Genomic DNA, 25,533 nt, shown 5'->3' with positions numbered 1-25,533 from the left:
TCCGCTCCGCCCCCGGGGGGGTGGGCGGAGTGGAGCCCGTGGTTTCACTGCGCCGAGGGGCTCGCGTGGTGCGCCAGCAGCTTGCGCAGCAGCGGCGCCACCAGCTCGGTGCCCCGCATGGCCGAGCGCCAGCGCGAAGGAATCGCCCCCACGCCCCCGAGCACGCCCGCGATTCCGCCGGCCACCGCGGCCGTGGTGTCGGTGTCGTGGCCCAGGCGGATGGCACCGCGGACCACGCCTTCAAAGTCACCGCCCGTGGCCACGCAGTCGCGCGCCGAGCGCAGGCAGTCCACCACGTAGCCGGTGCCGTGGCCCGGCATGTCCTCGGCGCCGAGCGGGAGGATGGCGCCGTCCAGCTCCTCGCGGGCCTCGCTGCCCGGTGGGTACAGCGCGCGCATGCCCGACACGGCCTCGTCCCAGGGACGCGCGGCGCCCTCCAGCGCGCGGCGGGCCCAAAGACAGTACAGGGCGCAACACACGCGAGCGCGTACGTGGCCATGTGTCACCAGGGACTGGTGCATCGCATCCGAGACGAGCTGGGCGTCACTGCCCCGGTGCCACAGGGCCAGCGGCAGCACGCGCATCAAGGAGCCGTTGCCGTTGTCCTGGACGCCCGAGGGGCCGGCGCTCGTGGCGGGGGCGCCGGCGCGAAACATCGCCAGGGCCCGGTCCGTCTGGATGCCCACGTCGAAGACCTGCCCGTCCACGGCCAGGTAGCCCCACTCGCGCCAGTTCACCAGCCGCCGGCCCAGGTCGTCCAGGTCCAGGTGGCCCTTGAAGAGCAACGAGTCCAGCAGGCACAGCGCATGGGCGCCGTCGTCCGACCACGTCCCCGCCGGCACGCCCGGGTGCGCGCGGTGGAAGCCCGCGGGCGGCTCCAGCTCGATGTCGCGCGCCGGGGGTATCGCCTCCGGGGCGTGGAACTCATAGGGCACCCCCAGGGCATCTCCCACGAGCAACCCCCAGAGCCCGCCCTCCAGCCGCTCCTCACGCGATGGCACGCTCGTCCTCCCTCGAACCGACAGGAGGCGACGCTCCCGCCGAGCCCTCCCGGCGTCAAGCCCCGCCAGCGGCCTGGCTGGACGCATGCGGCCGGACGGGCGGAGGCCTCCGCGCCCGAGCGCGACATCGGGGCGATGTGCCCTGGCGACGCGCTCCGCACCTTCGTTCCCTGAAGAGTCGTTCGCACCGGAGCCCGGAGCTCCATGCCGTCCGAGAGCGACTCCCCGCACCGGGGCGACTGGTGCCGAACGAAGCGGAGGAGAAATCACATGTTCAACCTCATCGACATGGTGCGTGAGCGTTTCACGGGCAACGTGATGCAGAAGATGGGGTCCTCGCTGGGTGAGGACCCGATGTCGCTGGGCCGGGCCCTGCCGGGCGCCATCGCCGCGATTGGCGGGAGCGTGGCGGAGCGGGGCTCCACCGAGGGTGGCGCGCAGCGGCTCTTGTCCCAGCTCAACGAAGGCGGCTTCACGGGGCCCAACGCGGGCAACGAGGACATCTTCGCGCCGGACATGGCTGAGCGCGGACAGGGCATGCTCAGCGGGCTGTTCGGCGACAAGCTGGGCGCCGTCTCCAGCGCGCTGGGCCGCACGGGCGGCTTCAGCAACAGCAGGTCCGCCACGGGGATGATGGCCATGGTGGCGCCCATGGTGATGGGGGTCATCGGCAAGCACGTGCGCGACAACCGCATGGGCGCCTCCGGCCTGTCGCAGCTGTTGGGCGGCCAGCGATCCCTGCTCGCGGCGGCGATGCCCGCGGGCCTGGGCAGCATCCTGGGCATGGGCGGCGCGGGGCCCCGCGTCGTCGAGGAGGTCCAGGAGGCGCGCTCCATCCCCACGGTGGAGACGGTGCGCCGGCAGCAGCCCATCGAGCGGATGCCCGTGCACCATGACGAGCCCAAGAAGCGCAACCTGGGCTGGGTCATCCCGGTGGCGCTGCTCGCGCTCCTGGCCGGGTGGTTCCTCACCCGCTCGCGGCGCGACGAGCCCCGCCGGCAGCAGGCCAGCGTCACCCAGCCGGCGCCGCGCCAGCAGACGGACACCGGCGTGGGCGGCGCGGGCACCGCGGGCACGAGCACGCCCACCATCGCCCGGGACGCGCAGACGATGCGCCAGGCCATCGAGGGGGGCGCGAAGAGCTTCGTGCTCGCCGGCGTGGGCTTCGAGGAGGGCTCCGCGCGCCTGACGCCGCAGAGCGACGCGAGCGTGGGGCAGCTGGCCTCCGTGCTGCGCGAGAAGCCCAACGCGCGCGTGCGCATCGAGGGGCACACCGACTCCACCGGCGACGCGAACGTGAACCGGCAGCTGGCCCAGCAGCGCGCGGAGGCGGTGCGCTCGGCGCTCGTCGCGGACGGCATCTCCGCCAACCGCGTGGACGTGGCCGCCGTGGGCTCCGGGCAGCCGGTGGCGTCCAACGACACGGCGCAGGGGCGCGACATGAACCGCCGCATCGAGGTCCAGGTCCTGAGCCGCTGAAGCGCCCTCCCCTCCCTGGGCATCCAGGCCCCTCGCGCGAGCCCTCGCGCGGGGGGCTTGTCGCATCGCGGCGTCCGCCCTGGATGCCTTTTCCATGCGACACGTCCCGTCAGGCCCCGTTTCCTCCAGGCGTGGTCCTCGAGGAACGACCAGAAAACGCCAGAACGCCCCCGGCCCGCAGCGCGGGCTGTGCATTGGCCGTCACCTCGCGCCAAGGCCGTCTGCACGCGTCGCGCCCTGGCCCTCCGTCTGGAGGCGCCCTCAACTGTCCCCACAAGGACAGCGCACACCGACTCGCGTCGCAGCCAGGCGGGCTTTCCAGGCTACGCGGTTTGCCTCACCTTCAAGGGGAGGCAGCCCGGGCGCGAAGTGGCGCGGGTCGCGAGTTCCATGACGGGGGGAGTCCATGACTGTGATTGCGTTCCGGAGCCGGGAGAGGGAGGTCCTGGACCCTGGCTGTGAGCTGGAGCGCCGGCTGGGGCTGGCCGCGAGCGAGGACCGCGCGCGCGGCATGTTCTTCCTGGGCGTGCTGGACGTGGTGCGGCGCGAGGCGGGTGAGACGCAGGCGGCGCGATGTCTCGCGGCGTCCGGGGAGCGGCGCTTCGTGCCGTTCTTCCTCTACCCCGTCGGCGCGTTCCTGCGGATGTCCTTCGCGGCGGCGGAGATCCTGGCGCCAAGGTTGGGAGGCTTCGAGACGGCGATGCGCATCATCGGCGCGCAGGCCACCCATGACTTCCTGGACTCGGTGGTGGGGCGCAGCTTCCTGATGCTGGCGGCGGGAGATCCGCGTCGGCTCGTGAACAACCTGCCGTCGGGCTACCGCACGGCCGTCACGTACGGCGAGCGCCATGTCACGTGGAAGGGCCACCAGGAGGGCTGCATCAACGTGTTCAGGGACTTCATGCCGCACACCTACCACGAGGGGGTGTTGCTGGCGGTGTTGCAGGCGGTGGGCACGCGGGTGGCGCGGGTGCGTGGACGACCGCTGAGCCTCCTGGATTGCGAGTACGTCGTGTCCTGGGCGTAGGAAGCGACGCAATCTCATCCGGGACATGGACGTGAGCACGCAATCGGAAGAGGCGGCGCAGGCGGGCTCCGAGCCCGGCAGGGTGGTGGATCCGCTCACGCAGCTCGCGCGGAGGCTGGCCTCGGCCACCGCCCAGGACAAGACGCGGGGCATGTTCTTCCTGGGCACGCTGGACGTGGTGCGCGCCATCGCCGGCGAGGCGACGCGGGAGCGCTGCGCGCGGGCCTCGAAGGAGCGCAGGTTCGTCCCGTTCTTCCTCTACCCCGTCAATGACTTCCTGCGGCTGACGTACTGCGCGGCGGGGTTGCTCGCGCCCCGGCTGGGGGGCTTCGACGCGGCGATGAAGACTCTCGGCGAGAAGGCCACGAAGGACTTCCTGGAGTCCGCGGTGGGCCGCACGCTCTTGAGCGTGGCCAATGGCTCACCGCGGAGGCTGGTGGACAACATGCCGTGGGGTTACGCGGCGTCCGTCAGCTACGGGAAGCGGACCGTGTCATGGAGCAGCGAGCGCGAGGGGTGCCTGCACGTGCGTGGGGACTTCATGCCGCCGCCGTATCACCACGGCGTGCTGAGGGCGGCGCTCGAGGCCCTCGGCGCGCGACACGTGCACATCGAGGGCCGCGAGCTGGAGTTGCTCGACTGTGATTACTCGTTGTCCTGGGAGTGAGGCGCCACGCGCACGGCGGCGGTCACTCGTTCTGGCTGATGTACTGGATGATGGCCGCGTAGAACGAGCGCTCGCTGAAGAGGTCCGGCCCGAAGCCCACGACATCCAGGTGGTCCTGGTCGATGACGCTGGACAGGGACGTCATCTGCGCGGGGCCCGGCGCGTTCAGGTCCGTGACGGGGCCGAGGGACGCATCCACGGTGACGGCGCCCAGGCCCAGCAGGTTCTCGGTGTAGCGCAGGCGCGGGCCCATCTGCTGCGAGTTGATGCCGACGACGCCGTCGTCATCGCGCTCGTCGCGGATGCCGTCGCCCTGCCCCGCGGCGCCGTCATTGTCGCAGTCATCCACGCAGTACCCATCCCCGTCGATGTCATAGACGGTCTTCTGGACGAGCAGGAAGACGGGGCTGACGTCCAACCCCGCCTGCGCGGTCATCAACGACGCGTAGTGGGACGCGTAGCGCGGGTCCATGGGGTGGTTCTGGTTGAACGCCTTCGCGCCGGTGGTGACGCCGTCATTGGCGTCGTAGTCGTCGTAGACGAGCTGCTTGAGGGCCGCGAAGCCGTCATTGCCCGCCTCGTAGATGATGTTCCCGTAGACCGCCGCCAGGAGGTTGGCCAGCTCCGTCACGGTGGGGTTCAGGTCCAGCACGAACTTCGCCACGGGCGAGCCCCGATGCGGCGAGGAGACGCTCACCAGGACATCCACCACGGGCCGTCCCCGCCGCTCGGCGAGCACCCGCGCCGCCTTGCGCGCGTCGATTCCGCCCTGCGAGTGACCGATGAGGTTCACCCGCGCCGCGCCCGTCGTCGCCAGCACGCCCTCGATGTCGGACGCCAGGTCCAGCCCGCGGACATCCGAGTTGTGGAAGGCCAGGACCTGCGCGGCAAAGGCCTTCTGTCCGGGATTCAGGAAGGGATTGCAGGCCAGCTCCAGCAGCTCGTCACAGGCGTCTCCCACGAAGCTGCCCAGCTCGTCCCCGAAGTAGTCGAGCACCAGCAGCTTGTCGAACCCGGCAAGGCCATGCGCGAAGACCACCGGATGCTGCGTGCGCTGTGCGCGCTGGGCCCGCGCCGTCTGCGGCCCCGCGATGAACCAGACACAGGCCAGCAGTCCCACGCTTCGAATGACACTCATGTCGCGACTCCATGCCCGCGGCACTCGCCGGGCGCAACGCCATGCGGGCATCCCCCTCTCCCGCACGGCTCGTGTCCGGCCCGCTGAAACCAGGCAGGGGCCCGCCGACGGTCAAGGTGCGGCGCGAGACGACGGGCCAGGGTGGCCCGGGCGGAGGACTCGCCGGTGAGCGTCTGTCTTTCTTACGAGGGAGCCGCCGACGGCGCGGGCATGGGCGCCAGCGACGTCCTGAAACACACACACCCGCCATGACGCCTCACGGAGGCGTTCACTCCGTGAGTCTGTCAATGGGAGAAAAGGACAACCACCGTCGGTTCAAGCCGAGGAAGGGCCCCCGCCACGCACCGCGGCCTCGAGCGTGTTGCGGATGAGCATGGCGATGGTCATGGGCCCCACGCCGCCGGGCACGGGGGTGATGAACGACGCGCGCTCGGCGGCGGCCTGGAACTCCACGTCCCCCACCAGCTTGCCGTCCTCCTCCTTGCGGTTCATCCCCACGTCGATGACGACGGCGCCGGGCTTGATCCACGCGCCCTTCACCAGCTCCCGCACGCCCGCGGCCACCACGAGGATGTCCGCGCGGGACACCTCGGAAGGCAGGTCACTCTTGCTGTGGCACAGGGTGACGGTGGCGTTGCGCTGCAGGAGCATCAGCGCCATGGGCTTGCCCACGATGTTGCTGCGCCCCACCACCACCGCGCGCTTGCCGGAGGGCTCGCAGCCGATCTCCTCCAACAGGCGCATCACCCCCAGCGGCGTGCACGCGCGCGTCGCCGGGCGGCCCAGCACCAGGTTGCCCGCGTTGAGGGGATGGAAGCCGTCCACGTCCTTCTCCGGCCGCACCGCGGAGATGATGACGTCCGGGTCGATGTGCCGGGGCAGGGGCAGCTGCACCAGGACGCCGTGCACGGCGGGGTCCTCGTTGAGGCGACGCACCAGCGCGAGCAACTCGTCCTGGGAGACGGTGGAGTCGCGGTGGTGCTCCCAGGAGTGGAAGCCCACCTCCTCGGCCGCCTTCTTCTTGCCGGTGACGTACGTCTTGGACGCGGGGTCCTCCCCTACCCGCACCACCGCGAGCCCGGGGACCAGGCCCTGCTCCGCCTTGAGGCGGTCCACCTCCGCCTTCACCTCCGCCCGGACGCGCGCCGCCACTGCCTTGCCATCGATCAACTGGGCCATAGGTCACCCCACTCTATGAGAGACTCCCCCGCGAGCAGGGAGGTAAACGGCGGCCATGGGCTCAGGAAAAGTGCTGGGGGCGATGATAGGTCTCATGGTCGGGCTGCTCATCGGCAGTCCCTGGGCCATCATCCTGCTCGGTGTCGTCGGCGGCGTCGTCGGCCACCGCTTCGACGAGATGAACGCCCTGCCCGCCGAGTCCCCCGACGCGCTCGCGGACTTCCCACCCCTGGCCCACCCGGGCTTCAGCGCCCCCAACGCGCCACTCGACGCGCGCTCCGTGCAAGAGGAGGCCGATGCCCACCTCACCCGCAGCCTGTGCGCGCTCTTCGTCGAGGTGGCCCGCGCCGACGGGGAGGTGCGGCGCGAGGAGGTGAAGGAGATCCGCCGCTACTTCGAGGAGGTCCTCAAGTACGGCCCGGACTCGCTCGACTTCGTGCGCGGCCGCCTCAAGGACTTCATCGCCGTGCCGCCCGACCTGGAGGACGCCGCGGCCGCCTGCCAGGAGGCCCTGCCGTCACTCGAGCGGCGGCGCCTGCTGGACGCGCTGTACGAGCTGTCGCTCGTGGACGGGGCGCTGCAGCGCTCCGAGCGCGAGGTGCTCGCCCGCGTGGGTGACGCGCTGGGCCTGTCCGCCGACGAGCAGCGTGCCATCGCCGCGCTGCACCTGGGGGACGCCTCGGCCCACTACGAGGCGCTCGGGCTGTCCTCCGGCGCCACGGACTCCGAGGTGAAGAGCGCCTTCCGCCGGCTCGCGGCCGAGCTGCACCCGGACAAGCATGCCCACCTGAAGGGCGAGGACGCCGACGAGGTGGCCCGCCGCTTCCAGGAGGTCCGCGACGCCTACGAGGAAATCCGACGCCTGCGCGGCCTGTAGCCCTGGGTTACAACCCGCGCGAGCGACTCGAAGAGAAAGCCCCCCATGAGCCAGCACCGCAAGCCGCCCCCGCCCAAGAAGAAGGAAGAGGCCTTCCACAACAACCCCTTCAAGAGCGCAATCAAGGGCATCCAGGAGCAGGAGAAGAAGGAGAAGGAGGCCCAGGCCCGCGCGGCGGAGGAGGCTCGCAAGCAGAAGGCGCCCCCGCCCGCCGCCCCCGCGCGCAAGAGCCAGGCCGCGCACGAGAGCCCCGAGGACGAGGCGTCCCTCTTCTTCTCCGCCATGGACGGCGTGGCGCAGATCACCCACCGCGGCGAGCCCCCCAAGTCCAACCCCCGCCTGCCGGAGCTGGTGGACGAGAACGCGGAGGCGCTCGCGGAGCTGAGCGAGCTGGTCGCCGGAGGCCCGGGCGAGTTCGACATCGCCGAGGTGGGCGAGCACATCGAGGGCCTGGGGCCCGGCGTCGACCGCAACCTGCTGCGCTCACTCCGGCGCGGGGACTTCTCCATCCAGGGGCAGCTGGACTTGCACGGCATGACGCAGCTGGAGGCCCGCGCCGCGCTGGAGCGTTTCCTGTCCGACAGCCGCCGCGCCCGCCGCCGCTGCGTGCTGGTGGTCCACGGCCGCGGTTTGCACTCCAAGCAACAGCTGCCGGTGTTGAAGGAGCTGCTCAAGGCGTGGCTCGCGCAGAAGCGCATCAACGCGGCGGTGCTGGCGTTCTGCACCGCACGTCCGCAAGACGGTGGGACGGGGGCGCTGTACCTGCTGCTGCGCAGGTGACGGCCGTATCCTTTACGCGCGCCCGGCACTGTGCATACATGCCGCCATGGCACGCGAACTGATCGACCTGCACATCCACGTGGGCGGCTCGGTGGCCCCCCACATCCTCTGGTCCATCGCCCATCAGCAAGGCTTCAAGCTCCCCGTCAAGACGTACTTCGACTTCGTGGAGCTCATCACCTCCCGTCCGGGCAAGGTGGGCAGCCTGGATGACTACCTGAAGATCCTCCACACCTGGACGGAGAAGATCCAGTCGTCGCCGAGCGCGATCGAACGCTCCGTCTACGAGATCATCGGCAAGGAGTACCGCGGCAGCCGGGTGACGCAGATCGAGCTGCGCTTCAACCCGATGAAGCGCAACCTGCACTCGGAGCTGGACCTGGACCACATCATCCACGCCGCGCTTCGCGGCATGGACCGGGCGGTGCTCGAGTACGGCGTGAAGGTGGGCTTCATCTTCTGCCTGGCGCGCGAGTTCGACCACCGGCTCAACAGCATCCTCGTGGACAAGGCCATCAAGTACCGCACGCGCGGCGTGTACGGCATCGACCTGGCCGGCACGGAGACGAACGCGATGGAGCTCAAGCCGGAGGTGGTGGCCCAGTACGAGGACCTCTTCGGCCGGGCGCGCAAGGCGGGCCTGAAGTGCACGGTGCACACGGGTGAGACGAAGGGCACGGGCGCCGAGGGCGTCATGTCCGTGGTGGACAAGCTCAAGCCGCACCGCATCGGCCATGGCATCCGCGCGGCCTATGACGAGAACGCGATGAAGGTGCTGCGCGAGCAGGACATCGTCCTGGAGCTGTGCCCCACCTCCAACCTGCACACCAAGGCGGTGGAGGGCATCGAGGAGCTGCGCCACATCGTCCGGACGTTCTGGGACCGCAAGGTGAAGTTCACCATCAACACCGACGGCCCCTACCTGCTCGAGACGGACATGCGCCGGGAGATCGAGCTCATCGAGAGCCACGGCATCCTCACGCCGGAGCAGGTGGACCAGACGCTGGCGTGGGCGCGCCAGGCGTCGTTCATCCCGGGCTGAGCAGCGAGCATGTACGGACTGACTCGCTCGCTGCTCTTCAAGCTGGACGCCGAACGCGCGCACCGGCTGGGGCTCTGGGGCCTGCGCCAGCTGGGGCACTCGCGCGACCTGTGCGAGTCCCTGCGGGAGCGGGCGCTGGAGGGCGTGCCGGCCTCGCTCGCGGTGGAGGTCGCCGGGCTGCGCTTCGCCCACCCGGTGGCCCTGGCCGCGGGCCTGGACAAGGACGCGGAGGCGGTGGACGGCCTGTTCGCCTGCGGCTTCTCCGCCGTGGAGGTGGGCACCGTCACCCCCCGCCCCCAGCCCGGCAACCCGACGCCCCGCCTGTTCCGCCTGCCGGAGCACCAGGCCGTCATCAACCGCATGGGCTTCAACAACCACGGCGCCGCCGTGGCCGCCCAGCACTTGCGCGCGCGCACCTGGCACCCCGGTCCCGTGGGCGTGAACCTGGGCAAGAACAAGGACACGCCGCTGGAGCGCGCGGTGGAGGACTACGTCGCGTGCGTGGACGCGCTCGGGCCCCTGGGTGACTACGTGGTGGTCAACGCGTCGTCCCCCAACACGCCGGGCCTGCGCAAGCTGCAGGAGCCGGAGGTGCTGTCGGCGCTCCTGGGCACGGTGCGGGCGCGGCTGGACACCGTGGCGCCGGGCAAGCCGCTGTTCCTCAAGATCGCCCCGGACCTGACGCCCGAGGCGGTGGACGAGGTGGTGGACGTGGCGCTGGCCCAGAAGCTCGCCGGCCTCATCGCCACCAACACCACGGTGGCCCGGCCCTTCGAGCACCCGCTCGCGAAGGAGGCCGGCGGCCTGTCCGGCGCGCCCGTGCGTGAGGCCTCCAACGCCGTCATCGCGCGCGCGTACCAGCGCTCGGGCGGGAAGCTGCCCATCATCGGCGTGGGCGGCGTCTTCACCGCGGCGGACGTGTTCCAGAAGCTGCGCGCGGGCGCGTCCCTGGTGCAGGTCTACACGGGCTTCATCTACGAGGGGCCGGGCATGGTGCGGGGGATTCTGCCCACGCTGGCCCAGATGCTCGAGAGGGATGGGTACCAGAGCGTCGCCCAGTTGGTGGGCGCGGATCACCGCGGAGACCCGGGCACCGTCCAGGGCGACGACGACGCGCCCTGAAACACGAAGGGCCCCTCGCTCCGCCATGGGAGGACGAGGGGCCCCGCGTAAAAAAGTGAGCGCTCGCCGGCGCCTTGGAGTTTCACCGGCGAGCGCCCCGGGCCGTCTGACTTGGAGACGGGCCTCGAAAGCTATTCCTGGACGGTCAGCGAGCCTCCGACAGTGCTCACTTCCACCGTGTGGGTGCCCGCGCCGTAGGTCTTCTTCTTCGACCCGAGGCTGACAGAGCTCCCGTTGAAACTGCCCCCCACGGAACTGAATTCCACCCGCGCGTCCGCTCGCTCCGGCAGCTTCAGCCGGACGTTGCCCGACACCGTGCTGACCTCCGTGTCCTCGAGCTTCCGGGGAGCCAGTACCACCTCTCCCTCAACGCTGCTCACCGACAAACGTCGCTCCGAGCCGTTCACTTCCACACGGCCGTTGACGGTGGAGTGCTTCTGCGGGCCCGTCACCCCCTTCACCACCACCCCCGCGTTCACCACCGACACTTCCAGCTCCGACGCCTTCGGCACCTTCACCACGAAGCGCACCGCCCCCGCCGTGCCCTTGCACGACTGCCACCGCTCCTCGCAGGGGCCGCAGCACGCCCTCGCCCGCACCTCGTCACCCTCCTGGGTGACCTCGACGTCCATCCGAGGACCGGAATCTCCGGGATTTTCCGGAACAGCCTCGATTACCACACTATTCCCGTCTACCGCATCTACGCGAACGGCGCCATTAACATTGGACAGGTGAACCTGAGGGGTTCCGTCCGTGTCGAACTTCCAGGTCTGGGTCGCCGGCGCGGCGGCGAGGATGGCCAGGAGGGGCAGCAACATGGCGGGTGCTCCGAGGTAGGGTAGGTCCACCCCACCCTACGGAGGAGCCGGCCCCCCATTGCCGGCGAACGACGCGAAGTATCCACGGCGGTCTGACATTCCCTGGCTAGTGGCCGTGGACCACCCGTTGATACAGCGCGTCATGGAGGCGGATCAGCCGCTCCAGGGACAGCTCGCGGGCGACGAAGTCACGGGCGGAGCGGCCCATGCGGCGGGCCTTCTCGGGGTCCGAGAGGAGCTGGCTGATGGCCTGGGCGAGCTGGGCGGGGCGCTCGGGCGGGACGACGAGCCCGCGCTCGCCATCGCGCACCAGGTCGGTGTTGCCGCCCACGCGTGTCACGACCATGGGCAGGCCCGCGGCCATGCCCTCCATGACGGCGTTGGACATGCCCTCCGCGCTGGAGCACAGCACGCCCACGGTGGCGCGAGACAGGATGGCGGCCACGTCCGTGCGGTGACGCAGGAAGTGGACGGTGTCGGAGACGCCCAGCTCCGCGGCCAGCTTCTCCAGGCCCTTCCTGCGGGGGCCGTCGCCCACGAGGAACGCATGCAGGGGCGTGCCGCCGTGGTGGAGCATGGCCAGGGCGAGCAGCAGGTCCTCCTGGCGCTTCACCGGGTGGTTCATGTTGGCCACGTGCACGAGCACCGGCGCGTCACCGGTCTCCGGCAGCGGCGCCTTGAGGCCCTCGCGCATGCGCGCATCGAAGCGGGCCAGGTCCAGGCCGTTGTGGATGACGGACACGCGGGAGGCGGACAGGCCCTCCTCCTCCACCAGCATGCGCCGGATGGCCTCCGCGTTGGCCACCACGTGGTCCGCCATGGCCGTCAGCCGCGAGTGCACGGCGCGCCGGGCGGTGCCCTGCCAGTGGGACAAGTCCAACCGGCCGACGATGACCTTCACGCCGGCGAGCTTCGCGGCGGGCACGGCGATGAGCGTGGAGTAGAAGTCGTGCACGTGGACCAGGTCCACGCGGTTGGACTTCAGCCACCGGGCCATGCGCATCACCTGGTACGCGGTGTTCGGCTGCGCGACGGAGCCCTTGAGCGGGAAGCTCTCCGCGGTGTGGCCCAGCTTCCACACCGCGCCCATCAGCGGGCCCGCGTCCTCGAGCACGGCGACCTGGAGCTGGTAGCTGGGGGGCAGGCCCCGGAGCAGCTCCAGCACCTGCACCTCCGTCCCGCCGATGTGGAACGAGCGGGTGAACTGCACCAGGCGCATGGGCCTGGCCCCCATCATCACCTCTTCACGCCGCATGTCCCGACCCCTCCCACGCCCCCACCGGTGCGGCGGACGAGCGCCCCTCTGGCACACCCAGCGACTCCTTGGCCTCCTCCGCCCGGGCGATGCGGTGCGCGGCGGCCGCCAGGCCGAAGAGCACGTAGCAGTGCGCGGACAGGATGTAGCCGGAGAACAAGTCACACACGAGATAGCCGGCCACCGAGGCCGACAGCGCTCGCGCCATCCACCCCATCGTGCGGCTGGCCGACGCGGCGAAGGCCCCGCCCGACGCGCCTCCCGCGAACACCAGGAAGAAGGCCAGGCCCACCCAGCCCAGCTCTCCGATGACGTCCAGGAAGATGTTGTGCGCCACGTACGCGCGCGTCGCCTCCGGAGGCGCGTACTCCGCCCACGCGTAGCGGAAGCTGCCCGCGCCCACGCCCAACAGCGGCTTGTCCAGGCTCATGCGGCTGGCCACCTGCCACGCGTAGACGCGGCCCATGGCGGACGCGTCCTCGTGGAAGGCCGCCACCGTCTCGTTGCGCGCCCAGAAGCTCTCCGGCGCGAACACCACCAGGCCCACCACGAAGAGCGAGCCCACGACGATGGCCTGGATGCGGCGCTTCTCACGGAAGGCCCACAGGCCCATCGCCACGGTCAGGCCGATGAAGCCGCCGCGCGAGTGCGACAGGACGATGGCCACCACCGCCAGCACCGCCGCCACCAGACAGGCAATCCGCCACACCCAGGCGCTGCCCTTGCGGGCCACGAAGGCCACCGCCAGCGGCACCACCAGCACCAGGTTCATGGCCATGTGGTTCGGGTCCGCGTACACGCCCACCCAGCGCGCGCGGAAGCCCTCCACCAGGTCCTCCCCCACCATGTACCAGTTGATGACGCCGATGGACGTCACCACCGAGGCCAGCACCATGGCGCCGCACACGACGACCAGCCGCTTGCCGCTGGTGATGACGTTGACGAGCGTCAGGTAGATGGCCGTCAGCTTCAAGAGCTCGATGCCCGTGTAGCGCGCGACCTCCGCGTTCACCGCCCACGACACGGACAGGACCGCCAGCGAGGAGAAGCCGATGAGCGCCCACCCTCGCGCTCCGTCCAGGTAGAGCGGCTCGCCGCGCCCCAACCTGCGAATCAACATCAAACCCGCCGCCACCACCGACGTCATCAGCGCCAGCCGCAGCGGCGCCATGGCCGGAATCCATTCGCCCGGCACCGCGTACATCACCGCGGCGAAAGCGGTCAGCGAATAGAAGGCCCACACGTCACGGCGCTGCCCCTGCTCTCCCGGCACCATGTCCCTCCTCCTCTGGCAGTCACGCGCGTACACCTCCGCGTGGGGCTGCCTGAAAGCAGAGGGCGTGCCAGGAGTCGGGCTCGCAACCGCCTGGATCTCCACGGGCCCGGAGGGCCTCCGGCGCACGGAGACCCTCCCAGGCTGAAAAAGCTACGGGACCGGGCCGCTCTCCATCGGGAGCACTTCGGAGGCCACGGGGCTCCACGTCGTGTCCTCGAGCCACGCCGCGCCCAGCTCCTCCAGCAGCTTCGCGAGCGTCACGCCCACCATGCGGCGCAGCTCCTCGCGGGCGGTCTGGGGCACCGCGCCCTCCAGCCCCGCCAGCGCGCGTTCAGCCGCGGACGCATGCAGCCGGGGCGCCTGCGGGGTGCCCTCGAAGAGACGGGCGCCCAGCTCCGCCCCACGGCCCAGGGGCACGGGGCGCGCTTCCGCCCGGCCGTCCAGGATGGCCATGGCCACCACGGCGGCGAACAGGCGCGGGACCCCCAGCGACTCGAGCGGCGCGCCGAAGCGGGCCACGGCCTGGCGCGCCGCCTCGGGCGTCCCGCCCAGCACCCCGCGCAGCACGTCCACCTGCGCCTCCGCGCGCGTGAGCACCGCCTCGCTGGCGGAAATCTCCCGCAGGGAGCGGAAGGGCACGGGCTCCGCGCCCTCCACCTTCAGCGCGCGACGGGGGCGCTTGCGGCGCAGGGCCTCCAGCGCGGCGGCCTCCTCCGGCAGCACCAGCAGCACGCCGTCCACCACGGCGCCGGGAGACTTCGCCAGCCGGTCCGCGCGGTACTTGAGCTGGAGCGTCAGCGTGAAGCCCGTCTGGAAGACGCGCCTGAGGGGCACGTCGCGCAGCACCTCCGTCGCCTGCGAGGGGTCCGCGCCCGTCAGGTACTCCAGGCCGAGCGACAGGGAGTCGCGCGTCATCTCCCCCACGCGGCGCACGGCGTCCAGGTCGCCCGGGTCCTCCAGCTCCGCGACCAGCGCCGCGTTGGCGACGCCCGCGAGCTCGTCCTCGGCGTTCTGCCGCTCCAGCGCCGTCAGGCCCCGGAAGGACGCATCGAGGTAGTCCACGTGGCCCTGCGAAGCGGCCAGCGCGCTGGTGACGAGGGGCTTCTTCGGCGCGGCCAGGTCCACGCGACTGAAGAGCGCCACCGCGTCCTCCAGCGACGGGAAGCCCATGTCCACCAGGCGCCCCCTGCGGAACTGGAAGGCCGTCTCCTCCAGCTCACCGGGAATCTCCCAGCGCACGGCCTCCAGCAGGCGCACGGCCTCGAAGGGGTTCTCCGCGATGAGGTCGTTGACGAGCGCGCGCACGGCGGACATCTCCACGCCCTCGGCGGTGATCTCCACCAGGTAGCGCCCCTCGGGCGTCTCCAGCGTCACGCCCTGCGGGTTGACGTCCGGGTTCTCCTCCCGGTCATGCAGCACGACGAACTCGCGCAGCACCAGCTCCAGCACCTCCAGGTCCAGCGCGTGCAGCTTGCGCAGGTACTCGGCGGTGTCGTCGAAGCCGCCGCGCGCGGCGCGCAGCCACGTGAGCGCGGCGTGCGGGTCCACCTTGTCGCGCTTCCACGCGCCCAGGTCCACGAAGGCGCGGAACTGCGCGGGGGACGCGAGCTGTACCAGCTCCGTCGCGTCCGCCAGGCCCACCTCCTGGATGGTGAGGTAGAGGCTCTCCGGAGGCAGCGCGCGCACCACCGCGCCCGCATCCGCGCCCTCCAGCAGCGCTTCCATCCGCCGCCGGGGCGACAGCCCCATCAACCGCTGCTGCAGCTCGCGCAAGGCGAGCTGCGAATCCCTGCCATTTCCCTTGCCGTTCTCGGACACGGCGGCGTGCCTACCACAGGGCCCCTCCCACCGGGAGGGGAACCCCGCCCGAGCGGCCACTACCCGATGGAGTCAGTCCGGGTCCTGGGCGGCTTCCGCGCGCACCCGAGAGGCACGGCCGAAGGTGTCCAGCAGCGCCCCCCAGACCTCGTCCACGCCCCGCCGCTCCGTGGAGGAGAAGGGCAGCACCGCCTCCAGCGGCAGGTCCATCAGCTTCGCCAGCTCCTGGAGCCGGGGGCGCGTCTTCGCCTTGGTGAGGCGGTCGATCTTGGTGGCGACCACCATCACCTTGCGCTTGTGGGCCTGGAGGTAGTCGAGCGTGGCCAGGTCGTCCGGCGTGGGACCCACCTCCGCGTCGATGATGCTCACCACGACCTCCAGGCGGTGCCGCTTCTCCAGGTAGGTGGTGATCATCTTCTCCCACTGGGCCTTGTCCGTCTTGCTGGCGCGGGCGAAGCCGTAGCCGGGCAGATCGCACAGGCGCACCTGGTAGCGGGCGGTGCCGCGCTCCAGGTCCACGTCGAAGAAGTTGAGCGTGCGCGTGCGTCCGGGGGTGTTCGACACGCGCACCAGCTTCTTGCGGTTGGTGAGCGTGTTGATCATGGAGGACTTGCCCACGTTGGAGCGGCCCACGAAGGCCACCTCCGCGGTGTGCCCCTGCGGATAGCCCTTGGGCTCCACGGCGGTGATGACGAAGCGGGCGTCGAGAATCTTGATCACGTTGCGGCTATTTCTTCGCGGTGGCGGGAGGAGGCGTCGCCGGGGTCGCCTCGGTCCGGGCGGCCCTGCGGGCGCGCTCGGCGGACCAATGGTCGATGGCCTTCAGCGACTCCTTGAAGTCGAACGGCCGCAGGGAGGGCGAGGAGGCGTCATGGCAGGAGCGGCATTGCTTCTCGGATGGGTCCACCAGCCCCACCAGCCGCGCCAGCTCCGGGTCCTTCATCACGTACTCCGGCGAGTAGTACTGCCCCCCACCGTGACATGTCTCACAGCTCACACTCGCCTGCGTCTGGGCCACCTGATCCGGCGAGTGGCATGACAGGCAGCGGCCGTCCTTCTGCTGCTGCTCGGACAGGGAGCTCACGGCCCGGGCGTGCTTGGACTGCATCCACGCCTCGTAGGCCTCCGGGTGGCAGCCCTTGCAGCTGTCAGCGCCGACGAAATCAGCCGCCCCCGCCACGCCGCAGAGGGCCAGCAGGAGGACGGGCAGGAGCCGGATGCCAGGAGCGCGCATGACCTCGCGAAGTAACACTCCCCTCCGGACGGGGCAAGGCGTCTCGTGGTTGAATGCCAGCGGGAATCGTCCGTTGAAAGAGAGGGCAGCGCTTGAGCCCCGCCCGCCCTTTCCATTAGGGAGGATGTCGTGATGAGGACCTTGATTGCGCTCGCCGTGGTGGCCGTCTCCCTTCCCGCTGTCGCCAAGCCCTGGCAGGGCGTGGAGCCCGGCGTCACGAAGAAGGACGAGGTGGTCAAGAAGTTCGGTGAGCCCTCGCGCACCGTGAGCCAGGACGGCAAGGAGACCATCGCCTACCTGGGCAAGGAGGCCATCAAGGGCACCAGCCAGGCGCAGTTCAAGGTGGACGCCGGCGGGGTCATCGAGCGCATCGACGTGTTCCCCGGGCCCATCATCGACAAGGAGACCATCGAGACGAGCTACGGCCCCGCGTGCCCCTCGGGTCCGGTGCCCTCGGCGCCCTGCTACCAGCGCAAGCTGACGGACGACTTCCGCACCTACTTCCTCTACCCCAAGCTGGGGCTGGCCATCTTCTTCAACGAGGACGGCAAGACGGTGCAGTCGCTCACGTTCACCACGCAGAAGGCCGCGAAGTAGGTCCGCGCCCGTGCACGTCTTCGGGCTGACGGGCGGCATCTCCTCCGGCAAGAGCACCGTCACCCGGATGCTGCGGGAGCTGGGCGCGGAGGTGCTCGACGCGGACGTGCTCGCCCGCGAGGTGGTGGAGCCGGGCACCCCGGGGCTGGCCGCCATCGCCGAGCGCTTCCCCGGCGTGGTGGGCCCGGACGGCCGCCTGGACCGGGCGAAGCTGGGCGCGCGCGTCTTCGGGAACGACGAGGAGCGCGCCGCCCTCAACGCCATCACCCACCCCCGGGTGCGGGAGGCCTTCCTCGAGAAGGTCCAGGCCCTGGAGGCCCGGGGCGTCACCCGGGTGGTCTACGACGTCCCGCTGCTCGTGGAGTCCGGGATGCACGCCTGGATGGAGGGCACGGCGGTGGTGTGGGTCCCCCGGGACGTGCAGAAGGCGCGGCTGATGGCGCGCGACGGGCTGGACGCGGCGGCGGCGGAGGCGCGGCTGGCCTCCCAGCTCCCCCTGGACGACAAGCGGGCGGTGGCCACGTGGGTCATCGACAACAGCGGGGATCTGACGTCCACCCGGGAGCAAGTGGAGTCGGTCTGGCGCGCCATGCTCGCGCGCGGCTGACGGGCGAGTATGCTGCGCGCGCAATGAGCGAGACGCGCAAGAAGGCCGGCGGCGGGACGTACTTCATCACCGGCTACCCCGGGTTCATCGGCAAGCGGCTGGTGGAGCACATCGCCCGGGAGGACCCGAAGGGCCACGTGTACGCGCTGGTCCAGCCCAAGGCGCTGAAGGAGGCCCAGAAGCACGCCTCCAAGCTGAAGGGCGCCACCGTGGAGCTGCTCACCGGCGACGTGGTGGACATGCACCTGGGCCTGTCGGGCGAGGAGTACCAGCGCCTGTGCGAGCGGGTGACGGACATCTTCCACCTGGCCGCCGTCGCGCAGCTGGGCGTGCCCAAGGACACCGCGTGGCGCGTCAACGTGGACGGCACGCGAAACATGCTGGAGCTGGCGCGCGACTGCGAGCACCTGGCGCGCTTCAACCACTTCTCCACCTGCTACGTGTCCGGAGACCGGCTGGGCGTCATCGCCGAGGACGAGCTGGACCGGGGCCAGGGCTTCAGGAACCCGTACGAGGAGACCAAGTTCCAGGCCGAGCGGCTGGTGACGCGCGCGGGGGCGACGCTGCCCGTGACGGTGTACCGGCCCTCCAGCGTGGTGGGCGACTCGCGCACGGGGGAGATCGACAAGTTCGAGGGGCCCTACTACCTGGGCATCCTGCTGGTGACGTCGCCGCTCGTCGTGCCGCTGCCCCTGCCGGGCAACGGCGTGGCGCCGCTGAACGTGGTGCCGGTGGACTTCGTGGTGGAGGCGGTGTGGCGGCTGTCGAAGGACCCTCGCGCGGCGGGGCGCACCTTCCACCTGGTGGACCCGAATCCCATGAGCGCGCGGCGCGTGTACGAGCTCATCGCGGAGAAGGCGAACAAGAAGCTGCCGCGCTTCAACCTGTCCGCGCGCGCCGCCGACGTGATGCTGCGGCTGCCGGTGCTGGAGAAGCTGGCGCGTCCGCAGCGCGCGGCCATCAGCTACGTGAACCACCTGGCCATCTACAACTGCCACAACACGCTGGAGCTGCTCGATGGCTCGGGGGTGCGCTGCCCTCCCCTGTCGTCGTATCTGGACCAGCTGGTGGCGTACGTGCGGGAGCAGTACCGCAAGCGCCGCGAGGGCTCCGAGGTGGAGGACCCGCTGGACCAGGGCACCGCGACGGGGTGAGTTCGTGGGCTGGGCGAGGGGCCGGCCGTGCTAGACAAGACGGCCTCATGGCACGCACGTTCCAGGTAGGCGACACCTTCACGCATGTCCGCGAGTGCGACCTGTACCGGCCGATCTACTACGCGGGCGCATCCGGGGACTTCAATCCCATCCACATCGACCCGGAGGTCGGCAAGGTGGCCGGCCTGGGGGGCGTCATCCTCCAGGGGTTGTGCACCCTGGGCTGGGCGGTGGAGGCCGTGGCGGTCTTCGTGGGAGACCCGGGCCGCATCCGCAGGGTGAAGGTGCGCTTCTCGCGCCCCGTGCGCCCCGAGGACACCGTGACGTTCGAGGGCAAGGTGACGTCCATCGAGGGCAACCGGATGGTCACCGAAGTCACCGCCACCAATCAGCGCGGCGAGGCCGTCCTCAAGGGCGCCGTCGTCGAAGCCTCCCTGGGATAGACCACCATGGCCATCGACAAGCGCTTCATCGGCCGGGAATACGGCCCGTACACGTACACGATTGGCGCGGAGAAGCTGCGCGAGTTCGCGCTGGCGCTCGGCGGCGCGCACCCGGCCGCGGGCACGCCGGGCGAGGCTCCCGCGCACGTCAGTCCCCTCCTCCACGACGAGCAGGCCGCGAAGGCGGGGCCGTATGGGGATTTGATTGCGTTCCCCAGCTTCGCCGTCGTCTTCGCCATCCGGCCCTTCGGCTCGGCGGTGGCGGACCCGGAGCTGGGCGTGAATCTGCTGATGCTGGTGCATGGCGAGCAGGAGCTGGAGTTCCTGGACGTCATGCGGCCGGGCGATGTGATGACCACCACGGGCCGCATCGCGAACATCTATGAGAAGGCGGGCATGGAGTTCGTCGTCGTCACCAGCGAGTCGCGCAACCAGCGCGGCGACGTGGTGGTGAAGGGCACCTGGACCGCCGTCATCCGCGGTTCGTAGTCCCCCGCTCGCGCCATGAGGATCGCCTTCTGCGGTACCCATCGCGCGGGCAAGTCGACGCTCCTCGATGAGCTGGCGGAGCTGCTGCCCTCTTCCTACGTGACGGTGGATGAGCCGTACCACCAGCTGGAGGAAGAGGGGCACGAGTTCGCGCAGCCCCCGTCCCTGGAGGACTTCGAGGCGCAGCTGGTTCGCTCCCTCGAGAACCTGGCGGAGGAGGACGGGCGCGACGTGTTGTTCGACCGGTGCCCCGTGGACTTCCTCGGCTACCTGCGGGCCCACGAGGACGGTGACGCGTTCGACCTGGACGCGTGGCTGCCGCGGGTGCGCGAGGCCCTGCGCAAGCTCGACCTGGTGGTGTTCGTCGGCATCGAGTCGCCGGATCGGATCGCGCTCTCCGCCTCGGAGGACGCGGAGCTGCGGCAAGCCGTGGACGAGACGTTGAAGGAGCTGCTCCTCGACGACCCGCATGGGCTCGGCGTGGCGGTGCTCGAAGTCGAGGGGAGTCCGAGGACGCGCGCGAAGCAGATCCTCGAGCACCTCTGACGGTGACGAGGCGCCCGCCGCGGACCGTGGGCTGACGGCTCAGACTCGGAGGAGGCGCTCCAGGGACTCACGCTCGTCCTGCAGGGAGCCCCGCTCCGGCTTCGACAAGGTCAGGGAGTCCAGCTCTCGCAGCAGGGACTTCGCCCTCGGCGCGTCGTCCAGCACCACGGCCAACTCAGCGCGCGCCAGGCATGCGCGTGCCCTCTCCACCCCCGTCCCGCCGTCGGGCTTCTTCAGCGCGACATCGAGGACCTTGGCCGCGGAGGCATCGTCGTTCTTGAAGTCGCGCAAGCGGCGCGCGGTCTTCAGCGCCTTGGCCAGGGCGGACTGGGGCTCCTGCCCGTCATCCCCGTGGCCCGAAGGCTCGTCACGACGGATGAAGATGACCGAGTTCCCAGAGGGGTCGACGATGGTGAAGCGCGACTGCCCCGTCCGCATCCGGGTGATTCGGGGGACGCCACGCAGCGGCAGCTTTCCGTACTGCTCGCGCAAGGCGCTCGCGAAGTGCTCGTGCAGACGTTCGACCTCGTCCACGATGATGAGACAGGTGCTGAAGGCCGTCGCCGGGTCCAGGCCCTTCAAGCCGAAGAAGTGGAGATGAGCGCCCCCTCGTCGGGTCGCCGCGTAGGGATTCGGCGTGCGCTGCTGGTACGTCACGTCGAAGCCCAGCAAGCCGTAGAACGCGAGCGTCGACTCCAGTTCCACACAGGGCAACGCCGGGATGCTGGCATCCGCGTGCATGGCAGGTGCTCCTCTTCAAACGCGGTCCTGGAAAGCCGTACGACAAGACAGGAACCTGTCATCCAGACAGCCAACTGTCAATCAGGCCAGACGGAATGGAGGTGCGGCAGCCGAATCGGGACTCAGGCGGCGGCGATGACGCCTTCGTCGAGGAGCTGCGCGAGGATGCGGGCGGTATCCAGCCGCGTCATCCCCGACAGTGAGAACAGGTCCTCGAACGTCACGGCGCCGTCGATCTGCGCGAGCACGAAGCCCGCGCGGTGGTCCAGGCTGAGCCAGATGATGTCGTCGGCCTGGAGCCGGACGCGAGGCACCCGCCCCAGGTCTCCGAGCTTCGACTCCAGCATCGCCATCAGCATCCGCTCGCTGCGCGCCCGCAGCGCCTCGACGCGAGGGTCTCCGGGCGCCAGCTCCTGCGCCTTGAACAGCAGATCCACCGCGCCCGAGTGGTCATCCAGCTCCAGCAGGTCCGCCGCCCCGCGCAGCAGCCGCTCCAGCTCGCTCTCCGTGGCGGGGACGCCGTACTCGTCCGTCTCGCCTTCGGGGATGCCGTACTCCTGCGTCGTGGACTCGTCGCGCGCGAGCAACTCCAGCACGTCGCTCCCCGGAGTGGGCTCGTCGACGTCGGGAATCAGCACGCTGGGAGAGCGCTCCTCGTCCTCCTCGTCCAGCGGCCCGCCCTCCCCTTCCGCCCACGCCCCCCAGTCACCCTCCAGCGACGCCAACGGCGTGCCGCGCGTCCCCGCATCCAACGGCCCCGGCGAGAACGGAAAGCTCTTCCCCGGCGAGGCCTCCAGCGAGGCCAGACAGTCACGCGCGCGGACGTTCTGCGGGTCCAGCTCCAGCGCCCGCTCGAAGAGCTTCTGCGCGCCCTGGGCGTCGCCGCTCAGGCGCAGCCACAGTCCGGCCTCGACGAGCTGGTTGGCGCGCTGGCTGCCCATCTATCGCCCCGCACCGCCGCGAGAGGAGCCCTTCAGCTGCGCCAGACACCCGGCGAGCAGCTCACACGCCCGCCCCAGCGCGGCCACGTCCTCGTTGGCGCGGACCTGGCGCGCGTGCTCCAGCACCTGCTCGGCCCGAGGCACCGCGTCCGGCGTCAGCCCACCACCGCCCGGCAACAGCCTCGCCCGCGTCAGCGCGTCCATGACGTCGCGCGCGAGCGTGTCCAGCTCCACGCGCTTGACCTTCAGCTCCTCGGAGATGCGCGCGGCCATGAGGTAGCCGCGCTGCTCGTCCATGATGCGCTTGAGCTCCTCCTCGGTGAGGCCGCTGGACGCGGTGACGGTGATGGACTGGCGCAGCCCCGTCTCCCTGTCGCGCGCGGAGACGGACACGATGCCCTCCGCGTTGATGTCGAACGTCACCTCGATCTCCACCTGCCCGCGGAGCGCCTCGCGCAGGCCGGTGAGGACGAACTCGCCCAACAGCTCGTTCTGGTGCGCCAGCTCGTGCTCGCCCTGGAGCACCATGATCTTCACCAGCCGCTGGAAGTCCTTCGACGTCGCGAAGACCTCCGTGGCGGACGTGGGCACCGTGGTGTTTTTCGGGATGATGCGCCGCACGAAGCCCCCGGCGATGGCCACGCCCAGGCTCTGGGGCGTGACGTCCAGGAGCAGCAGCTCGCTCTCCTGCGCCACCAGCGCGTGCGCCTGCACCGCCGCGCCCAGGGCCACGACCTCCTCGGGGTGCACGCCCTTGCACGGCTCGCGGCGGAAGTAGCCGCGCACCGCCTCCACCACCTTCGGCATGCGCGACATGCCGCCGACCAGGATGACCTCCTTCAGCTCCGACGCGCGCACCCCCGCCTCGCCCAGCACCTCCGTGGTGATGCCCACCACGCGCTCGGCCAGGTCCGCCGTCAGGTCCTCCAGCTTCTCTCGCGACAGCGCCGCCTGCAGGTGCAGCGCCGCGCCTCCACCCGGGGGCGTGCTGATGAACGGCAGGTTGATCTGCGCCTCGCGCACGCTGGACAGCTCGACCTTCGCCTTCTCCGCCGCGTCCTTGAGCCGCTGCAACGCCATGCGGTCCTTGCGCAGGTCGATGCCGTGCTCCTTCGCGAAGCCGAAGACGAGCCACTCGATGATGCGGTTGTCCCAGTCCTCGCCGCCCAGGTACGTGTCGCCGCCCGTCCCCACCACGTCGAAGACGCCCTGGTTGATCTCCAGCACCGACACGTCGAACGTGCCGCCGCCCAGGTCCAACACCGCCACGCGGCCGTTCACCGTGCGGCTGAAGCCGTACGCCAGCGCCGCCGCCGTGGGCTCGTTGATGATGCGCAGCACGTCCAGCCCGGCGATGCGGCCCGCGTCCTTCGTCGCCTGGCGCTGGGCGTCGTTGAAGTACGCCGGCACCGTGACCACGGCCTTCGTCACCGGCCTGCCGAAGTGCGCCTCCGCGTCCGCCTTCAGCTCCTGGAGGATCATCGCGCTGATCTCCGGGACGGACAGGTCCTTGCCCCCCATCCGGATGCGCAAATCGTCGTGCTGTCCGACGACCACCTCGTAGGGCAGCGAGCGCAGCGCGTCCTGCACCTCGTGCGAGGAGAACTTCCGGCCGATGAGCCGCTTGGCGGCGTACACCGTCTCCTGCGGGTTGGTGATGGCCTGGCGCTTGGCGATGCCGCCCACCAGGCGCTTGCCGTTCTTCGACACCGCCACCACCGACGGCGTCAGCGCCATGCCGGTGCGGTTCTTGATGACGATGGGCTGCCCGTCCTGGACGGTCGCGACGATGCTGTTCGTCGTGCCCAGGTCGATGCCAATGAGAGGTTCGGACTCAGCCATGGGTGAGCGTGCTCATCCTACTAGAACGTCCAGCGCAGCTTCTTGAGCGCCGCCTTGGCCTCGGCGTTGTCGGGGTCCAGCTTCGCCGCGTCCTCGAAGACCCGCTTGGCCTGCTTCTTGGCCCCTGACTCCATCAGCACCCGCCCCAACAACACCTGGTGCTCCACACGCCCCGGCAAGAGGTCCACGGCGCGCTGCGCCAGGACGCGCACCTCTCCGACATCCTGGCCCTGCTGAAGCCCCAGCTTCGCCGAGCGGAAGGCCGCCTCGGCGCTCTGGTTGTCCAGCGAGAAGGCGAGCCGGTACGCCGCGAGCGCCCCGACGTCGTCCCCGTGCTGCTCGAGCTCCCGCCCCCGCGTCACCTCGACGGAGGCCCGCTGCTCGTCGTGACGGCGGCGCGCCTCCACCAGCAGCGTCGCCACCTCGCGGTTCTTCGGGTCCATCGTCTGGACCTGGTGGAAGTCCTGGTACGCGCGCTCCCAGTCCCCTCGGGCCACGGCCGCCTTGCCCCGGGCCACCAGCTCCGTCAGGCGCACGTTCTTGGCCATGTACGGGTGGCGGGCGAGCCGGGCCTGTCGCTCGGCGCGCCGGGCCTCCGACTCCGCGTCGTTCACCGGTGGCGGTGCGGGCGCGCGCGGCGGCGGCGGCGCGGGCCGGGCCATGCGCAGGGGCGAGGGCGCGGGCGGAGGCGTGAGGCCAATGGGCGTCAGCTCCGTGGCCGGATACGAGGCCGCGGCTGGAGCCGGCGAGGAGGCCACGGGCGGCGGTGTCGAGGGAGCCGAGGCGGCGGCGGAGGCCTGTGCGAGCGCCGGGTTCGCCTTGAGGTACGCGTCGCGCTTGTCCTGCTGGCTGAGGACGTTGTGGGCGTCGGTGAGCTTGCGGAAGATGCGCTCCATCCGCGCGCGGAAGCTGCCCAGGTTCTTGCCGAAGTAGCGGTCCGGGTGGAAGCGGCGCGACGCGTTGTAATACGCCTGCTTCACCTCGGTGGCGGGAGCGCCCGGACGCAGGCCGAGGACGGCGAAGTAGTCCAGGCCGTCCAGCGCGCGCTCCAGGTCGATGATCTCCTTCTTGCGCTCCGGCTCGAGGTCCACCTCCTCGGCCATCGCCGCGTCCACGGCGGGCGCCGGCTGGTTTCGCTGCACCACGCGCGCCGGGACGATGGCGCCCTTGGCGCGCAGCGCCAGCAGCACGGCGATGGTGCGCGCCTCACCCAGGGTGGAACGTGACAGCACCTGGTCGATGCGCTCCACCCTGCCGACGAGCGACAACACGCCCGCCTCCTCCGGCGAGAGCTGGAGGCGAGCGAGGTCCAGGTTGGGCACGGTGGCGATGTGGTCCGTCCGGGCCCCCAGGCCGACAATCGTGTTTGACGCGCTCACAGGACGGTCCGCTGAAGGGTTGCCGAATGGAACAGCCTAGGTTTGGGGGACGCGGGGCGTCAAACACCCAGTGTCCCCCAA

Annotated in this window: 26 protein-coding genes; 13 read left to right on the top strand and 13 right to left on the bottom strand. The window is 70.6% G+C overall.

Going from position 1 to position 25,533, the window contains the following annotated elements:
* Positions 1-44 precede the first annotated feature (44 nt).
* Positions 45-1,001 carry an ADP-ribosylglycohydrolase family protein gene (locus tag AC6JA9_RS18675; protein WP_497960337.1) on the bottom strand — a complete coding sequence of 319 codons (957 nt, stop codon included), beginning with the start codon at positions 999-1,001 and terminating at the stop codon, positions 45-47.
* Between the two features lie 270 nt (positions 1,002-1,271).
* Between AC6JA9_RS18675 and AC6JA9_RS18670 the strand changes: the two genes are divergently transcribed.
* The 3 genes from AC6JA9_RS18670 to AC6JA9_RS18660 all read left to right on the top strand — a co-directional run bounded on the left by AC6JA9_RS18670 (position 1,272) and on the right by AC6JA9_RS18660 (position 4,174).
* Entirely contained in the window at positions 1,272-2,480 is a 1,209-nt protein-coding gene (locus tag AC6JA9_RS18670; protein WP_473569198.1) for an OmpA family protein, read from the top strand.
* Between the two features lie 406 nt (positions 2,481-2,886).
* Positions 2,887-3,507 (top strand): TIGR02265 family protein, encoded by a 621-nt coding sequence (locus AC6JA9_RS18665; protein WP_426746664.1) that lies wholly within the window; start codon positions 2,887-2,889, stop codon positions 3,505-3,507.
* Positions 3,508-3,538: 31 nt separating this feature from the next.
* Positions 3,539-4,174, top strand: coding sequence for a TIGR02265 family protein (locus tag AC6JA9_RS18660; protein ID WP_497960335.1), 636 nt, complete (start codon positions 3,539-3,541; stop codon positions 4,172-4,174).
* A 22-nt stretch (positions 4,175-4,196) separates the two neighbouring features.
* On the opposite strand, the gene AC6JA9_RS18655 is transcribed toward AC6JA9_RS18660, so the two are convergent.
* Together AC6JA9_RS18655 and folD are read right to left on the bottom strand one after the other, a co-directional pair.
* Positions 4,197-5,312, bottom strand: coding sequence for an esterase/lipase family protein (locus tag AC6JA9_RS18655; protein ID WP_497960334.1), 1,116 nt, complete (start codon positions 5,310-5,312; stop codon positions 4,197-4,199).
* Between the two features lie 315 nt (positions 5,313-5,627).
* On the bottom strand, positions 5,628-6,491 hold the full coding sequence (folD, locus tag AC6JA9_RS18650) for a bifunctional methylenetetrahydrofolate dehydrogenase/methenyltetrahydrofolate cyclohydrolase FolD (RefSeq protein WP_497960333.1): 864 nt from the start codon (positions 6,489-6,491) through the stop codon (positions 5,628-5,630).
* Positions 6,492-6,546: 55 nt separating this feature from the next.
* Here folD and AC6JA9_RS18645 point away from each other — a divergent pair, with 55 nt between their 5' ends.
* Genes AC6JA9_RS18645 through AC6JA9_RS18630 form a run of 4 tightly spaced genes read left to right on the top strand, consistent with a single transcriptional unit; the run spans position 6,547 to position 10,312 of the window.
* Entirely contained in the window at positions 6,547-7,368 is an 822-nt protein-coding gene (locus AC6JA9_RS18645) for a molecular chaperone DjiA (protein ID WP_223784658.1), read from the top strand.
* Between the two features lie 45 nt (positions 7,369-7,413).
* Positions 7,414-8,148: a Smr/MutS family protein gene (locus AC6JA9_RS18640; protein WP_223751749.1), complete on the top strand. Its 735-nt coding sequence runs from the start codon at positions 7,414-7,416 to the stop codon at positions 8,146-8,148.
* 46 nt (positions 8,149-8,194) lie between these two features.
* Entirely contained in the window at positions 8,195-9,190 is a 996-nt protein-coding gene (locus AC6JA9_RS18635) for an amidohydrolase family protein (RefSeq protein WP_046713272.1), read from the top strand.
* A 9-nt stretch (positions 9,191-9,199) separates the two neighbouring features.
* A complete protein-coding gene (locus AC6JA9_RS18630; protein WP_473569205.1) occupies positions 9,200-10,312 on the top strand; it encodes a quinone-dependent dihydroorotate dehydrogenase in 1,113 nt (370 codons plus the stop codon).
* A 131-nt stretch (positions 10,313-10,443) separates the two neighbouring features.
* Here AC6JA9_RS18630 and AC6JA9_RS18625 read toward each other — a convergent pair whose 3' ends face one another.
* The 6 genes from AC6JA9_RS18625 to AC6JA9_RS18600 all read right to left on the bottom strand — a co-directional run bounded on the left by AC6JA9_RS18625 (position 10,444) and on the right by AC6JA9_RS18600 (position 16,713).
* A complete protein-coding gene (locus AC6JA9_RS18625; RefSeq protein ID WP_223751751.1) occupies positions 10,444-11,130 on the bottom strand; it encodes a DUF4097 family beta strand repeat-containing protein in 687 nt (228 codons plus the stop codon).
* A gap of 106 nt (positions 11,131-11,236) precedes the next feature.
* Positions 11,237-12,385 (bottom strand): spore coat polysaccharide biosynthesis glycosyltransferase ExoK, encoded by a 1,149-nt coding sequence (gene exoK / locus AC6JA9_RS18620; protein WP_408890669.1) that lies wholly within the window; start codon positions 12,383-12,385, stop codon positions 11,237-11,239.
* Positions 12,375-13,661 (bottom strand): spore coat polysaccharide polymerase ExoJ, encoded by a 1,287-nt coding sequence (gene exoJ / locus AC6JA9_RS18615; protein WP_223751753.1) that lies wholly within the window; start codon positions 13,659-13,661, stop codon positions 12,375-12,377. The genes exoK and exoJ overlap by 11 nt, the downstream gene beginning before the upstream one ends.
* A 150-nt stretch (positions 13,662-13,811) precedes the next feature.
* Positions 13,812-15,479, bottom strand: coding sequence for a DUF6178 family protein (locus AC6JA9_RS18610; RefSeq protein WP_223751754.1), 1,668 nt, complete (start codon positions 15,477-15,479; stop codon positions 13,812-13,814).
* A gap of 72 nt (positions 15,480-15,551) precedes the next feature.
* Positions 15,552-16,199: a ribosome biogenesis GTP-binding protein YihA/YsxC gene (gene yihA, locus AC6JA9_RS18605; RefSeq protein WP_046713267.1), complete on the bottom strand. Its 648-nt coding sequence runs from the start codon at positions 16,197-16,199 to the stop codon at positions 15,552-15,554.
* A gap of 7 nt (positions 16,200-16,206) precedes the next feature.
* On the bottom strand, positions 16,207-16,713 hold the full coding sequence (locus AC6JA9_RS18600; RefSeq protein ID WP_141332449.1) for a cytochrome c3 family protein: 507 nt from the start codon (positions 16,711-16,713) through the stop codon (positions 16,207-16,209).
* Positions 16,714-16,845: 132 nt separating this feature from the next.
* On the opposite strand from AC6JA9_RS18600, the gene AC6JA9_RS18595 reads away from it, so the two are divergent.
* The 6 genes from AC6JA9_RS18595 to AC6JA9_RS18570 are packed head-to-tail and all read left to right on the top strand — an operon-like array spanning position 16,846 to position 20,549.
* On the top strand, positions 16,846-17,310 hold the full coding sequence (locus AC6JA9_RS18595) for a hypothetical protein (RefSeq protein WP_223751755.1): 465 nt from the start codon (positions 16,846-16,848) through the stop codon (positions 17,308-17,310).
* 10 nt (positions 17,311-17,320) lie between these two features.
* A complete protein-coding gene (gene coaE, locus AC6JA9_RS18590) occupies positions 17,321-17,917 on the top strand; it encodes a dephospho-CoA kinase (RefSeq protein WP_223784660.1) in 597 nt (198 codons plus the stop codon).
* A gap of 23 nt (positions 17,918-17,940) precedes the next feature.
* The gene (locus AC6JA9_RS18585) at positions 17,941-19,071 is read left to right on the top strand and encodes an SDR family oxidoreductase (RefSeq protein WP_194869521.1); all 1,131 of its coding nucleotides are present in this window, start codon (positions 17,941-17,943) and stop codon (positions 19,069-19,071) included.
* A gap of 47 nt (positions 19,072-19,118) precedes the next feature.
* Positions 19,119-19,514: a MaoC/PaaZ C-terminal domain-containing protein gene (locus tag AC6JA9_RS18580; RefSeq protein ID WP_473569211.1), complete on the top strand. Its 396-nt coding sequence runs from the start codon at positions 19,119-19,121 to the stop codon at positions 19,512-19,514.
* Positions 19,515-19,520: 6 nt separating this feature from the next.
* Positions 19,521-20,003, top strand: coding sequence for an FAS1-like dehydratase domain-containing protein (locus AC6JA9_RS18575; protein ID WP_141332445.1), 483 nt, complete (start codon positions 19,521-19,523; stop codon positions 20,001-20,003).
* A 15-nt stretch (positions 20,004-20,018) separates the two neighbouring features.
* Positions 20,019-20,549: an AAA family ATPase gene (locus tag AC6JA9_RS18570; RefSeq protein ID WP_497960329.1), complete on the top strand. Its 531-nt coding sequence runs from the start codon at positions 20,019-20,021 to the stop codon at positions 20,547-20,549.
* Positions 20,550-20,588: 39 nt separating this feature from the next.
* Here AC6JA9_RS18570 and AC6JA9_RS18565 read toward each other — a convergent pair whose 3' ends face one another.
* The 4 genes from AC6JA9_RS18565 to AC6JA9_RS18550 form a co-directional block, all read right to left on the bottom strand.
* Positions 20,589-21,290, bottom strand: a complete 702-nt coding sequence (locus AC6JA9_RS18565; RefSeq protein ID WP_408890671.1) for a bleomycin resistance protein — start codon at positions 21,288-21,290, stop codon at positions 20,589-20,591.
* 122 nt (positions 21,291-21,412) lie between these two features.
* Positions 21,413-22,231: a tetratricopeptide repeat protein gene (locus AC6JA9_RS18560; RefSeq protein WP_223751760.1), complete on the bottom strand. Its 819-nt coding sequence runs from the start codon at positions 22,229-22,231 to the stop codon at positions 21,413-21,415.
* Positions 22,232-24,073, bottom strand: coding sequence for a molecular chaperone DnaK (gene dnaK, locus AC6JA9_RS18555; RefSeq protein WP_497960328.1), 1,842 nt, complete (start codon positions 24,071-24,073; stop codon positions 22,232-22,234).
* Positions 24,074-24,093: 20 nt separating this feature from the next.
* Entirely contained in the window at positions 24,094-25,452 is a 1,359-nt protein-coding gene (locus tag AC6JA9_RS18550) for a J domain-containing protein (protein ID WP_267696528.1), read from the bottom strand.
* Between the last annotated feature and the right edge of the window lie 81 nt (positions 25,453-25,533).

The organism is Myxococcus sp. MH1, assembly GCF_059738865.1.
This window is presented reverse-complemented; position numbering and strand designations above follow the sequence as displayed.

Bases quoted from the DNA above. Each gene is read 5' to 3' on its own strand.
- exoJ (WP_223751753.1), bottom strand. From the start codon at position 13,661: ATGGTGCCGGGAGAGCAGGGGCAGCGCCGTGACGTGTGGGCCTTCTAT.
- AC6JA9_RS18645 (WP_223784658.1), top strand. From the start codon at position 6,547: ATGGGCTCAGGAAAAGTGCTGGGGGCGATGATAGGTCTCATGGTCGGG.
- folD (WP_497960333.1), bottom strand. From the start codon at position 6,491: ATGGCCCAGTTGATCGATGGCAAGGCAGTGGCGGCGCGCGTCCGGGCG.
- AC6JA9_RS18565 (WP_408890671.1), bottom strand. From the start codon at position 21,290: ATGCACGCGGATGCCAGCATCCCGGCGTTGCCCTGTGTGGAACTGGAG.
- AC6JA9_RS18630 (WP_473569205.1), top strand. From the start codon at position 9,200: ATGTACGGACTGACTCGCTCGCTGCTCTTCAAGCTGGACGCCGAACGC.
- exoK (WP_408890669.1), bottom strand. From the start codon at position 12,385: ATGCGGCGTGAAGAGGTGATGATGGGGGCCAGGCCCATGCGCCTGGTG.
- dnaK (WP_497960328.1), bottom strand. From the start codon at position 24,073: ATGGCTGAGTCCGAACCTCTCATTGGCATCGACCTGGGCACGACGAAC.
- AC6JA9_RS18655 (WP_497960334.1), bottom strand. From the start codon at position 5,312: ATGAGTGTCATTCGAAGCGTGGGACTGCTGGCCTGTGTCTGGTTCATC.
- AC6JA9_RS18560 (WP_223751760.1), bottom strand. From the start codon at position 22,231: ATGGGCAGCCAGCGCGCCAACCAGCTCGTCGAGGCCGGACTGTGGCTG.
- AC6JA9_RS18570 (WP_497960329.1), top strand. From the start codon at position 20,019: ATGAGGATCGCCTTCTGCGGTACCCATCGCGCGGGCAAGTCGACGCTC.
- AC6JA9_RS18635 (WP_046713272.1), top strand. From the start codon at position 8,195: ATGGCACGCGAACTGATCGACCTGCACATCCACGTGGGCGGCTCGGTG.
- AC6JA9_RS18585 (WP_194869521.1), top strand. From the start codon at position 17,941: ATGAGCGAGACGCGCAAGAAGGCCGGCGGCGGGACGTACTTCATCACC.
- AC6JA9_RS18600 (WP_141332449.1), bottom strand. From the start codon at position 16,713: ATGCGCGCTCCTGGCATCCGGCTCCTGCCCGTCCTCCTGCTGGCCCTC.
- AC6JA9_RS18670 (WP_473569198.1), top strand. From the start codon at position 1,272: ATGTTCAACCTCATCGACATGGTGCGTGAGCGTTTCACGGGCAACGTG.
- AC6JA9_RS18580 (WP_473569211.1), top strand. From the start codon at position 19,119: ATGGCACGCACGTTCCAGGTAGGCGACACCTTCACGCATGTCCGCGAG.
- AC6JA9_RS18625 (WP_223751751.1), bottom strand. From the start codon at position 11,130: ATGTTGCTGCCCCTCCTGGCCATCCTCGCCGCCGCGCCGGCGACCCAG.
- AC6JA9_RS18575 (WP_141332445.1), top strand. From the start codon at position 19,521: ATGGCCATCGACAAGCGCTTCATCGGCCGGGAATACGGCCCGTACACG.
- AC6JA9_RS18665 (WP_426746664.1), top strand. From the start codon at position 2,887: ATGACTGTGATTGCGTTCCGGAGCCGGGAGAGGGAGGTCCTGGACCCT.
- AC6JA9_RS18595 (WP_223751755.1), top strand. From the start codon at position 16,846: ATGAGGACCTTGATTGCGCTCGCCGTGGTGGCCGTCTCCCTTCCCGCT.
- AC6JA9_RS18640 (WP_223751749.1), top strand. From the start codon at position 7,414: ATGAGCCAGCACCGCAAGCCGCCCCCGCCCAAGAAGAAGGAAGAGGCC.